This is a genomic window from Anaerocolumna sp. AGMB13020, from assembly GCF_033100115.1.
In the GTDB taxonomy this organism is placed as follows: domain Bacteria; phylum Bacillota; class Clostridia; order Lachnospirales; family Lachnospiraceae; genus Anaerocolumna.
Genome location: NZ_CP136910.1, coordinates 2,707,793 through 2,720,162 on the forward strand (window position 1 = coordinate 2,707,793; position 12,370 = coordinate 2,720,162).

9 protein-coding genes are annotated in these 12,370 nt (G+C 39.7%); 2 read left to right on the forward strand and 7 right to left on the reverse strand.

Annotated features, from left to right (window positions below; genetic code table 11):
- Positions 1-25: 25 nt before the first annotated feature.
- The 6 genes from R2R35_RS10910 to R2R35_RS10935 all read right to left on the reverse strand — a co-directional run bounded on the left by R2R35_RS10910 (position 26) and on the right by R2R35_RS10935 (position 8,338).
- Positions 26-313 carry a hypothetical protein gene (locus R2R35_RS10910; protein ID WP_317734547.1) on the reverse strand — a complete coding sequence of 96 codons (288 nt, stop codon included), beginning with the start codon at positions 311-313 and terminating at the stop codon, positions 26-28.
- A gap of 176 nt (positions 314-489) precedes the next feature.
- Positions 490-2,310, reverse strand: coding sequence for an ABC transporter ATP-binding protein (locus R2R35_RS10915; protein WP_317734548.1), 1,821 nt, complete (start codon positions 2,308-2,310; stop codon positions 490-492).
- Positions 2,285-4,114 (reverse strand): ABC transporter ATP-binding protein, encoded by a 1,830-nt coding sequence (locus R2R35_RS10920; protein WP_317734550.1) that lies wholly within the window; start codon positions 4,112-4,114, stop codon positions 2,285-2,287. Before R2R35_RS10920 ends, R2R35_RS10915 begins: the two co-directional genes overlap by 26 nt.
- A gap of 215 nt (positions 4,115-4,329) precedes the next feature.
- Positions 4,330-5,358, reverse strand: a complete 1,029-nt coding sequence (locus R2R35_RS10925; RefSeq protein WP_317734551.1) for a sensor histidine kinase — start codon at positions 5,356-5,358, stop codon at positions 4,330-4,332.
- Entirely contained in the window at positions 5,358-6,068 is a 711-nt protein-coding gene (locus tag R2R35_RS10930; protein WP_317734553.1) for a LytR/AlgR family response regulator transcription factor, read from the reverse strand. Before R2R35_RS10930 ends, R2R35_RS10925 begins: the two co-directional genes overlap by 1 nt.
- A 275-nt stretch (positions 6,069-6,343) precedes the next feature.
- Positions 6,344-8,338, reverse strand: a complete 1,995-nt coding sequence (locus R2R35_RS10935) for a methyl-accepting chemotaxis protein (RefSeq protein WP_317734554.1) — start codon at positions 8,336-8,338, stop codon at positions 6,344-6,346.
- 221 nt (positions 8,339-8,559) lie between these two features.
- Between R2R35_RS10935 and R2R35_RS10940 the strand changes: the two genes are divergently transcribed.
- Entirely contained in the window at positions 8,560-9,600 is a 1,041-nt protein-coding gene (locus R2R35_RS10940; RefSeq protein ID WP_317734555.1) for a MerR family transcriptional regulator, read from the forward strand.
- 109 nt (positions 9,601-9,709) lie between these two features.
- Positions 9,710-10,438 carry a DUF554 domain-containing protein gene (locus R2R35_RS10945; RefSeq protein ID WP_317734556.1) on the forward strand — a complete coding sequence of 243 codons (729 nt, stop codon included), beginning with the start codon at positions 9,710-9,712 and terminating at the stop codon, positions 10,436-10,438.
- 239 nt (positions 10,439-10,677) lie between these two features.
- On the opposite strand, the gene R2R35_RS10950 is transcribed toward R2R35_RS10945, so the two are convergent.
- Positions 10,678-12,360, reverse strand: a complete 1,683-nt coding sequence (locus R2R35_RS10950) for a peptide ABC transporter substrate-binding protein (protein WP_317734558.1) — start codon at positions 12,358-12,360, stop codon at positions 10,678-10,680.
- Between the last annotated feature and the right edge of the window lie 10 nt (positions 12,361-12,370).

Genomic DNA, 12,370 nt, shown 5'->3' on the forward strand with positions numbered 1-12,370 from the left:
AATCAGTAAGGTTTTTTCGATAAAACTAACAAGATTTTTTTGGAAAAACCAGCATGATTTCTTTGATAAAAACCAACATGATTTCTTTGATAAAAACCAGCATGATTTCTTTGATAAAAACCAGCATTTCTTTGATAAAAACCAGCATGATTTCTTTGATAAAAACCAGCATGATTTCTTTGATAAAAACCAACATGATTTCTTTGATAAAAACCAGCATGATTTCTTTGATAAAAACCAGCATTTCTTTGATAAAAACCAGCATGATTTCTTTGATAAAAACCAGCATGATTTCTTTGATAAAAACCAGCATGATTTTTTTTGGTAAGACCCGTAAGAATTATTTCGCAAATGGAGCCTTTCTTCAGATAAGGAGACAGCGAGATTAAGATATGAAAAATAACCAAAACAGTCTCTATGAACAGTAATAAAACACTGTCGCATAGAGACCGAAGCAGGTGCTTTTTAAGCAGAAAGCAGTTACTGAAATCAGGCGTAGTACTGCGCCTGTGCATTGTAAAGAGAAGCATAGATACCTTCCAACTTTAACAATTTTTCATGGTTTCCTCTTTCGGCGACCTTCCCGCCGTCAAGAACAATGATATCATTGCAGAACTTACAGCTGCTCATTCTATGAGAGATATAGATTGCTGTCTTTCCGTTTATCATATTGTTGAAATTTTCATAAATCTCAGCCTCTGACAATGGATCAAGGGCTGCTGTAGGTTCATCCAGTATTACAAACGGTCCATCCTTATAAAGTGCTCTTGCGATTGCCAGCTTCTGTGCCTCTCCGCCTGATATTTCAACTCCCACACCATTGCTCTTATACAATCTGGTATTTAGTCTGTCCGGCATAAGTTCCACTCTTTTCTTCATACCTGACTTCTCTAATACCTGCCACATTCTCTCTTCCTCTATTTCACTTCCGGAGGAGAGGTTCTCTCCTAAAGGTAAGGCCAGCAGTTTAAAATCCTGAAAGACAACGGAAAATATCTTTGTGTACTCTGCATAATCATAGTATTTTATATCAATCCCATTTAAGAGTATTCTTCCCTCTGTCGGATCATAGAGTCTGCACAGCAATTTGATCAAGGTTGTCTTCCCTGCTCCATTTCTTCCGACAATAGCAAATTTTTCTCCTACATTAAATTTAAGATTTATATTATCCAATATCTTATCTGCTGTACCAGGGTACTGAAAGCTGACATTTTCAAGGCTGAATTCATAATCTCCGTCAGAACGCTTTTCAACCGGTAAGGTTCCCGTATAATTGACATTGGGCCTGTTGATAAATTCCGTATAGCTGTTTAAATACTCAGCCCTGTATTTGAAATTATTAAATTCAATTATTTCGGTGCTGATAGAACTGGTAAGCTCAAGTATGGCTCCTGCATACATAAAGACTGCACCAATACTGATTATTCCATAGATTGCTTTTCCTCCCACTACGATATACACCATAGCCGAGGTCAGCTGGGTAAGAAACACGATAACTCCCGTATACTTTCCATCGGTAATACCCCATCTCAGGTAAAAGCCGTTTACGCTGGTCATGATCTTTCCGAAATAGTGTCCCACCAGCTCCTGCATGCTGTAGATACGAATATCCTTTCCATACTGATAATTGTTCATGATTGCAACCATATAGTTTGCCAGAGAATTGAAATGTTCATTTTTCTTTCCCATCTCATAATACTTTTTATAGGATTTACCGGATAATTTGAGGGATATGAACATTACAATACCAAATATAACTACCAGCAGTACAGAGGACCAGGGAGAGTTAAAGAAGTTCCTGCTGCTTGAATCCACCTGGGCAAACAAGGATATTACAAATGCAAAGGATAAAAGGATAGCAAATCCTTTCTCAATCAGATTGTACATACTTTGAATCTGTTCGTCGATACCGCCGGTACTGCTCTCTCCAGTCTGAACCCGTCTGATAGCATCCATGGTCTCTGTTCGTTCAAAGACTTCATATTCCATGGTATAGGCCTTATCCGCAGTCTTTAGGAAAATGGTATCTGCACAGGTTTCCTTCAATACCGTAACAGACTGTCTGCAGGCTTTGTTGATAAGATTTAATACTAAAGTTGAAATCAACAAGATTGCAATATCCGTAATACTCTCTTTATATTTCCCTTCAAATACTTTGTTCAGAACTCTTCCATAGAAAACCAGATGTACAAAAGGCTGAACTGCTCCGGTTAAAGCTCCGAGTATCATTATCCAGAGGATATTTGGGTGATCGGTCTGAATCAGCTTTAAAAAGCTGTAAAAATCATGACAGATTTTCTTCAGTTTCATATTCTTCCTCCTTATAGTACTGGCTCTGTACATTAAACATTTCCGCGTACTTTCCTTTTTGCTCCATTAGGATATCATGGTTGCCTTCTTCTGCAATACGTCCGTTCTCCAGAAATAAAATATGATTGCAGAACCTGGTGGATGCCAGCCTGTGGGAGATAAACAGAGAGGTCTTTCCTTTCAGCAGTGCCTGATATTTCTCATAGAGTTCACTCTCTGCAATTGCATCCAGTGCAGCCGTCGGCTCGTCCAGCAGGAGAAGCCTGGCTTCTTTGTATAAAGCCTTTGCAAGCATCAGCTTCTGTAATTCACCACCGGACAGCTGTATACCGCTGTCATCCATATCTTTATTCAGATAGGTATCCGTACCTTTCTCCAGCTTGTCTATTTTGGGCTTTAAGCCTGATAACTCCAGTGCTTTATTAAGCTTTTCCTTATTAATATACTTCGTTTCTTCTCCGCTGATATTTTCCCCTATGGTAAAGGACAATGGGTTAGAGTCCTGGAACACAACTGCTATCTTTCTGAAATAGCCCTCGATATTCAGCTCATTCATATCGACTCCATTGATGAGTATCCTTCCTTCCGTCGGCTGGTAGAAGCCGCACATCAACTTAACAAGAGTAGTCTTACCAGCACCATTGATACCAACCAGTGCAAAGGTATCTCCTTTTTTCATATGAAAACTTACATCTTTCAGAACATAATCAGAAGCACCTTTATAACGGTAGGATACGTGGTCAAAAACAATATCAAAAGCGGTATCTTCCTCCGTAATTTCTTTTCCGCCTTTGTGCCGGAACTCATCTTTTATGTCAATAAATTCCCTGAAATCTGATATCATCAGTAAATCTCTGCTTATCTTTGATACCTCCTCGGTAATCTTCATGACCCAGGTAGCAAGGCCTCCTACAATTCCGATGTATAACACAAAATAGGATACTTTCAGCCCGTTCATCAACAGATATATCAGGTATCCGTAACAGACAGCATCTCTGACAAACTTAAGGATTACTTCTACTACATCATTGGCATAATAAGCTCCCTGTATCTTCGTTTTGATATTTCTCAGACTGCGGTTTGTCTTGTCATATACCCTGTCTATAAGCCGGTTTAACTGATACAGACGGATATCCTTCCCTGCCTTTAGGTCAAAGGCCTGTTCCTGCAGATATTTCTGTGTAACATTTAATTTCGACAATTCATCTTTTTTACTGTGCTCATAGATTTTGGCTCTGTTATATACCAACATCTGAACCAGTGATATTACCACCAGAAGGAGCAGTATTACCGGATTGATTACTCCAATGATTGCAGCATAAGCTATCATACCCAAAAGGTTCGTAAGAAGTTTCACATTATGATGCATAATGCCCTCGATGCCCTGTTGATTTGTATAAGTACCCCTGAGAGCCTTTTCCTTTTCTTCTCTGACACTTTCGTTTTCATACAGCTGATAATCCATACCCATACATTTATTGAACAGCCTGTGTGAAAATAACATCATTCTGATGTCAATGTATTGATTTCTGTTTCTGGAAGTCAAAAACGCCTGTATGGCTGCAACAACTCCATAGAGGATAAATAATATTATTATGTTTCTTATAAATACATCAATACCTGCCTTGTCTTCCAGTAGTCCGATTACTACAGAAGGAACGACTACAGCTCCCAGGGGCATCAATACCCCAAATATGACTTCTGCAATACCATAGCCAATTAAGGACTTATCATAATTCCACATACCAGATAACATAAAACGGTAGTTACTAAACAGGGAATAAGACGATTTACTTTTGTTCATATATACTCACTCCATTCAGGCCTGACGGCTAATTCTTAATAACAACTGCTTGTTTAGAAGAGAAGCCCGGAATCAATGTAATCCGCATTCATACCGGACTTCCTTCCCAGGAAGAAATTCTTACCTCGCACTTACACTGTTATATTAGCAGATTCCCCCGGCAGGTATGAAAAAAGTGCACGAATGGTAAATTTTCGTGCACCACTGGTATAATACTAAAGCGGAAGCATTATTTCGGTTACAAAGACCCCGGGTTCATTTTTTCGATTTATATATCCTTCGTACTTTTCTACAATATTGTTAATGCGCTTTAAACCATGTCCATGATTTCCCCTTTTGGTGGTGATATAGTCTTCATCAAGTTTTCGTATAACCTCACTTGTTGAATTCGTTACGGAGATATATAACTGCTTTTTAAGAACTCCGATATAGAATCGTATAAACCTGCCTTCTTTCTTGTCCTCCATTTTCTCACAGGACTCTACAGCGTTATCGATAAGGTTTCCAATCAGCACGCAGAGGTCGATATCCGATACGGTTAATACAGCGGGCACCTCGGCCTTATAATTAATCTCGATATCATCTTTTAAAGCAAGGGATAGCTTGGAGTTAAGAATGGCATCCACATGTACATTGCCGGACTCTATCAGGTGATTGATACTGTCAAGGTCTGACTCCAGTCTATTAAGATAACTATTAGCCTCCTCTGTCTGCCCTAATTTTAGAAGTGCCTTCAGGGTTTGCAAATGGTTATGATAGTCATGTCTCCAGCCACGCATTGTCATGTAGATATTCTGAACTTCAACCACTTGCTTTGCTAACAGCTGGTTCTGATAAAGCGTAGCACTTTCCTCATAGCTCTTCTTTAAATAGCGGCTGTTGCTTTCCGTCAGCAGATACAACAGCAATAATATATATTCATTTATAACCACACTTTGTTTATAATATACAGCACCTCCCGCTACAACCGCTATGGCAAAGTAAAATAATATATGATAAACAACAGACATCTTACGGGATCTTGCATGGGATAATTCAAAGGAAAACAACAGGAGGAGCAACATTACGATAAGACTTGTAAATCCTGTATGAAGCAACTGATCCAGTACAAACCATATACCACCGGTAAAAAGAGGAATCACGGCGAAAGGCCACATATATCCAAGTCCCTTACCTTTGATGCATTGAAAGGAGCTATAGACAGCCAGGATCGCCGACGGCAGAATCTCCAAAATAATCGACATCAGTCCAGTCCTCCCTTATAGAAATTGATGAACGCTTCGTTTACGGCATTATAGGAATTCCTGCTGATAGGTATGGTCTCTTTTGTATTTATAATGCAATCTGTTCTGGTTATTTTCTCAATGCAACTAAGATTAACTAGATAACTACGATGGGTGGAGACAAATCCTTTTGTCAGCTGTTTTTCCATGTCACTCATATTCATTTTCACCTCGTAAACCTTATCTGTTGTGTGAATTCTAACATAATGTCCTAAGGCCTCTACATAGTTGATTGACTCCGTATATAATTTGATCTTCTCCCTGTCTGCCACGATAATAATATAATCCGCTTCTTCTGTAAGCAGACTTTGGACCCGGTCAAGAAGAGGAAACAACTGTGTCTCTGTAAGGGGTTTTAGCAAATACCTCACAGCCCCTACTTCATATCCCTCAAATACATATTCTTTACTGTTGGAGAGAAATGCAATGGTCACATGCTTGTCTACCTGCCTGATATTTCTTGCCAGCTCCACTCCGTTCATCTTATCCAGCTCAATATCCAAGAGGATAAAGTCAAAGGAAAAGTTCCCCTGGTTCTCAAAGAGCATTTCCTCAGCACTCTGGTATACACTGATCTCACACTTTTTCTCCTGCTTTAATTCCCATTTATCTATTAATTCTTTTAAATATACGTATTGAACTTTTTCATCGTCACAATAAGCAATTCTCATATCTGACTCCCAACTGTCTTTTGCCCCACGGGTATATGATCTAGTATAGTTTCCCGCTGCTTTTCTTATGCTATTCTTTAATAGATGTATTTTAACATCTAGTTACCGGATTGCAAAGTACTTTTTCACCGCCGTAATTTCTGGTGTTGCAATCTATCCTATCTGTAAAATGCGAAAGCTCCAGTCCTGGTCTTTACACATTGGAACCGTTTATTTGTTCCATTATGTATTGAGAAGTTCTGGAGCCTGCAGTTTTGTTGCTTCTATTTATATGTCTAAATCCTGAATCTTGAGACTGCCTCTCTCATTTCTTTTGTCCGGTTTCCTAAATTAACCGCAGATGCTGCGACATCTTCCGTGGACTTGGCAATCTCTTCCGTGGAGGCTGAGATTTCTTCAGAGGACGCAGAGGTCTCCTCTGATACGGCAGAGATTTCTTCAATTCTGCTCATAATATCATTCTTCTCTGAATTTATTGAGTTAGCAGCCTGATTGACTCTATCGATCTTTGGTAAGATTTCATTTACTGCTTCAATAATTGCATGGAAGGAGATAAGTGTTGATTCAATAGCGGATGATTGGTTTGTAAATTCACTGCTTACAAAACCGGCAGTTTCCATCATTGCTTCACCTTCCTTTTGTATATCATCAATCAGTACGGAAATGTTAACAGCAGAAGCTCTGGACTGTTCGGCAAGTTTTCGGATTTCCTCTGCTACCACTGCAAAGCCCTTACCCGACTCTCCTGCTCTGGCAGCTTCAATTGCAGCATTTAAGGATAACAGATTGGTTTGTTCGGATATGGAATTGATTAAGTTCGTAATCTCATTTATCTTACTGATATTCTGATTCAGGTTAACAATACCTCTCTCAAATTTTGAGAAGGCAGTATTTAAATCATTCACTGATTTTGCAAGACTCTGCATTTTTTCGTTACTTTCCTGAGAGGAGGTAAAGATATCTCCTGCATTGCCATCTACATTTTTAATATCATCCGTTATTCTGTCGATATTAGAACCAAAAACACTGATCCCTTCTGTAATTTCAGCTAATGCGTCTGTCTGGGAAATAGTTCCTCTTGCCACTTCCTGAATCGAATTTGTCATTACATTGGTTGAGGCACTCATTTCCTGGGATACGGCGGATAAGCTCTCTGCATCTTCATCTATCTGTGTTGAGTTGACAATTACAAGACCAAGCATTTCTTTTAAGGACTCCTGCATGGAATCAAGTCCATTTAACATCTGCCCTACTTCATCCTTTATCTTTAAGTGCCTTTCACTGATCTTCGCTGTGAAATCTCCCTGTGCAATTGGCTTCATATAATTTACTGCCAATTTGATGCCTTTGGTAATACTGCCGGAGATAATGAATATAAGCACACTGGAGATTGCCAGAAAAATTACTGCCAATACGATACAGACACCTGTGAGCCAGGTAAGTTCAGAGAGCAGCTCACTGTTTTCTATTGTAACTCCCAAAGACCAGCCGGTATCTCCTACCGGTGTATATGCCATGAATTTATCTACTCCCATATAAAAATAATTACCGGAACCTGCTTCGCCGGCAACCATTTTCTTCTCCAGCTCTACAAGAGATTTCAGATCGGGATTTGCTTTCACATTTTCGAAGTCATTGTCCTGTTTATCCACCAGCTCCTGGTTGTAATGTGCAATTTTTACTCCGTCTTTGTTAAGCATAAATGCTTTACCGGTATTGCCGAAGGTAATTGCATTTACTATATTACTGATTTCACTGCCGTCTTTTAAGGCTGTCAAAACTCCTGTAACTTGTCCACCCTTGATAATAGGCACCGCATAAACTTCTACAATTATCCCTTCACTCTTGCTCATCAGAGGATCGGAGGCATTGGGTTCTCCTTTTGCTGCTTTGGCAAAATACTCTCGGTCAGCTACATTTGAATTGGTACCATTGCTAAAAATTGCATTTCCCTCCAGATCTACAATGCCAATTTTGAGATATCCGTTCTTCTCAATAGCTGCCGCAAAATGTGCCAGCTTCTCTTCAATGTTTCGTGTGTCATCTGTGAGAAATTCATTTTGTGCCAGAGTTTCCATAACTGAAATCTGCCAGTTAATCTTACTTTCAACAACTTCTGCTCCCTGCTCGACCATTGCCTCCATGGTCTTTTCCGCTGTTTTTTCCAATGCGGTCCGTGCACTGAGAATTGATAATACACTTACTCCGGTGATTACAGCAAAGACTAATGTGACAGTAAATAAAATAAGTTTTGTTCTAATGCTCTTCATCTTTAGCTCCCTTTCCCATGAAAGATTTCATCTGATGCCCTATTATCAGCATGACATTTTAATACATTATATCACACATCTCGACATTGTGAAGTGGAACCTATCCTGTTCCGTTAACAATTTTTATGTTATACTGATTTCGCCTGTTCTATATATTACTTCAAACAGTAGCATTAAGAATGGAGCCACGAAAATATCTGATATCAGGAGTATAAGAGGTTATGATGGATAGTGAATTTATTTCAATCAGCAAAATGGCCAGACTGCATCATCTTACCAGACAAACGCTCATCTACTACGATCATATAGATCTGTTGAAACCAGTTTATGTTAACGAGCATGGATACCGTTATTACAGTGCATACCAAATTCCCTTTCTCAGGGAAATCTGTCTTTTGAAAGAGTTAGGGGTAAAATTGGAGGACATTAAGAATAGTATTGAGAATAGAAACCCTGATTCGGTGGTAAATCTGTTAGAAAAGCAAAAAATTCAGATTGAAGAGCAAATACAGGAGCTAAATAGAACCCGCATGCTCCTGCAGCAGCGAATTAACTTTTATGAAGATACACGGGTAAGTCATATTCTTAACACCCCTATTATTAAGAAGCTCCCTCCCAGAAAAGTCTTCTACATGCCTTTTACGTCTAAACCCGGTAAAGATACCCTTCGTCTTACACTGATGAAGGCCTGGAATCTGTTATACGATTACCGTATACTGCCTTCCAGTGGCTTTGGTACCCTTATCCGGCAAAGCAGCTTTTGCTCGGAGGATTTTTATAAGAGTGCCGGTATCTTTATTATCCTCCCCGACACACAGGAAGATATCAACGATATCCTTAATATTCCTGACACACAGGAAGATATCAGCGATATCCTTAATATTCCTGACACACAAGAAGATATCAACGGTAACATTAATGTTCCCGGCGCACAAGAAGATATCAACGGTAGCATTAGTATTCCCAGCACACAAGAAGATATCAACGGTAACATTAGTATTCCCGGCACACAAGAAGATATCAACGGTAACATTAGTAATCCCGGCATAGAGGATGTTCCCGGCACTACCTTTGCATGTATGTATAAATACTCTTTCCCATATGATAAGAAGGATTTCTGCTTCCTAAAAGAGTGGATTCATAAACAGAATTATGAGATTATTGGCGATGCACTTGATGTATGTCTTTTAGATGCCACTTTCTACACCTCCGAAAATGAAGTGGATTATTGCTGTCTGCAAATACCTGTGAGAAAGAAATAAATTTATTTTCAGATTTTGCTTGACTGTATAGTAGCAATATAGTTCATAGTATTCTTATTGTCCTGATTAACACAGGATATATGAAATATATAAGAAGAGGTATAACAAGATGCCAATCGGAATTATCGTGAATAGCCTGGCAATACTCACAGGCGGTGCTGCAGGTGTCTTATTGGGTAATAATCTTTCTGAACAGCTGCGTAACAATCTGACCTTAATCTTTGGTGTTGCTTCCATGTCAATGGGCATTGCTTCTATTGTTCATTTAACCTATCTGCCAGCTGTAATTTTCGCTGTTATCATTGGTACGGCAATGGGAGAATTGATCCGGCTGGAACACAGTATAAGCCTGGCTGCCGGTAAGGTGCAGGCTCCTGTAGCCAGAATTCTTTCCCATAAAGATGATGGGCTGAGTAAGGAGGAGTTCCTTCATAAACTCGTAAGTGTAATTGTGTTGTTCTGTGCCAGTGGAACCGGTATTTTTGGTTCTCTGCAGTCCGGTATGACGGGAGATCATACCATATTAATCTCCAAATCCATTCTGGACTTTTTTACTGCTGCTATTTTTGGTGCCAGTTTAGGTTTTATCGTCTGCCTGATCTGCATCCCACAGTTTATTATCTTTTTTCTTCTATTTCTTAGTGCTGTTTTTATTCTGCCGCTGACCACGCAAGAAATGTTAAATGATTTTACAGCCTGTGGTGGTATCCTGATGCTTGCAACCGGCTTTCGTATCTCAGGTATAAAGTCTTTTCCAGTAGCCAATATGCTTCCAGCCATGGTACTCGTTATGCCCTTTTCCTATGTCTGGTCTCACGTGATACTGCCTTTATTGTAATACATACATTTATCGCTACTAAGCAAAAGCCAGCTAAGCCTTCTGCGGCGAGGCAGTAAGGCTTAACTGGAGGTCTGCAAAGCAATGGCTGATTAGCTTTTATTAGTTAATTACGAATGAAAAGAGAGTATCCCTAATCACATCTTCATCTATTAGGAATACTCTCTTTATCGATTAATATTAATTACTTACTCTTTTACAGTTACGCAAACTCATAATACAGTTTTATCTATTATCGCTTATTCTGTTATATCAGCATACTGGAAGTACCAGTATCCGTAAGGAGAATGCCAGGAACCTGTAATTTTTGAGCTCTGAAGATAGAAGTCATTGTAATAAGCAACCGGAATAATACCAGCTTCTGCCATAACCAGATCTTCTGCCTCATGCAGATATCCGGAACGAGTCTTAGGATCTGTCTCAGCTGCTGCTTTCTTCATTAACTCATCATAAGCAGGGTTATTGTACTTCGCATTATTGTTGCCATTTGTACTAACCATAAGGTCGAGCATATTGGAAGGATCATTGTAATCGAATAACCAACCATCACGGCTTGCTTCATAATCTCCTGCACGACGCATAGGAGTAAAGGAAGCCCACTCAACAACATTAACATTTACAGTAACTCCAAGTTCTTTCCAAGCCTGCTGCAAATACTGAGCAACAACCTTGTGGTAACCGGTATCATTAAGGGAGTAGTTGATAACAGGGAAATCTTTTCCATCAGGATATCCGGCTTCCTTCATAAGTTCTTTTGCTTTTGCAAGATTTCCGGCATGATCTTCAACATTGATATAAGGAGTTCCGCCGTTAGCGTTATCCATAAAGTTGCTGCCATCCCAATCTGCAACACCTGTTCCAATGAAGTTAGAAGCAGGAGTATAGGTTCCCTGCATTAATGTGTTTGCTACATATTTTCTATCAATAGCAAGGCTTAAGGCCTGACGTACTTTCGGATCAGAGAACTGATCAAGTGTATTGTTAAGATCGATGTAATATGTTCCCAAAAGAGGATCAATGTGGAACTCTGGATTATCCTGTAATGAGGGAATTTCAGCAGTAGGAACATCTTTTATCATCATTGCCTCACCACTCTGGTAAGCACCATAAGAAGCATTAGAATCTTCAATCAGAAGAAGCTTAATGGAATCCAGTTTGATGGAAGCAGCATCCCAGTAATTTGGGTTCTTTGTAAACAGGATGTAAGAACTGGGTACCCACTCGCTGATAAAGAAAGGACCATTCGTGATATATGTTTCAGGTTTTGTAGCCCAAGCATCACCGTTAGCCTCGATTGTTGCCTTATTTACAGGGCTTAATACACCGAAAGCTGCAAGCTTATCAAAAAATGCACAAGGATTTGAAAGTTCAACTTTAAATGTTGTTTCATCTGGTGCGGATACAGCTAAAGCGTCGATGTCACCGCCAGCTGCTTCAGCATAACCTTTCACCATACCAAGTACTGTCTCACCATAAGGAGCAGCGGTAGCAGGGTCAGCAACACGTTTCCAGCTGTATACGAAATCATTTGCTGTTAAAGGAGAGCCATCAGACCATTTTAAACCTGCGCGAAGCTTAAAAGTCCAGGTAAGACCATCAGCGCTTACTTCATAAGACTCCGCAGCGCCGGGGATAACCTTGTTATCCTTGTCAATTGCCAACAGGGTATCAAATGCGAATAATAGCATGTTACCACCATCAACAGCACTATTAAGAGCAGGATCAAGAGTTTCAGGGTTGGGACCGATCTGTGCTACCAGCTGTTTTGCTGAGCCAGAAGGTGTGTCTGTGGTGCCGGCATCACTGCCGCTGTTAGTGCCATTGCTACCGCTGTTCTTATTGGTGTCAGCTTTGCCGCAAGCTGCAAGAACTGTTGTAGCCATCATAATAAGAATTAATAAAAGTGAAAGCTTTCTTTTCATAAATTTCCTC

Bases quoted from the DNA above. Each gene is read 5' to 3' on its own strand.
- R2R35_RS10910 (WP_317734547.1), bottom strand. From the start codon at position 313: ATGCTGGTTTTTATCAAAGAAATCATGCTGGTTTTTATCAAAGAAATC.
- R2R35_RS10915 (WP_317734548.1), bottom strand. From the start codon at position 2,310: ATGAAACTGAAGAAAATCTGTCATGATTTTTACAGCTTTTTAAAGCTG.
- R2R35_RS10920 (WP_317734550.1), bottom strand. From the start codon at position 4,114: ATGAACAAAAGTAAATCGTCTTATTCCCTGTTTAGTAACTACCGTTTT.
- R2R35_RS10925 (WP_317734551.1), bottom strand. From the start codon at position 5,358: ATGTCGATTATTTTGGAGATTCTGCCGTCGGCGATCCTGGCTGTCTAT.
- R2R35_RS10930 (WP_317734553.1), bottom strand. From the start codon at position 6,068: ATGAGAATTGCTTATTGTGACGATGAAAAAGTTCAATACGTATATTTA.
- R2R35_RS10935 (WP_317734554.1), bottom strand. From the start codon at position 8,338: ATGAAGAGCATTAGAACAAAACTTATTTTATTTACTGTCACATTAGTC.
- R2R35_RS10940 (WP_317734555.1), top strand. From the start codon at position 8,560: ATGATGGATAGTGAATTTATTTCAATCAGCAAAATGGCCAGACTGCAT.
- R2R35_RS10945 (WP_317734556.1), top strand. From the start codon at position 9,710: ATGCCAATCGGAATTATCGTGAATAGCCTGGCAATACTCACAGGCGGT.
- R2R35_RS10950 (WP_317734558.1), bottom strand. From the start codon at position 12,360: ATGAAAAGAAAGCTTTCACTTTTATTAATTCTTATTATGATGGCTACA.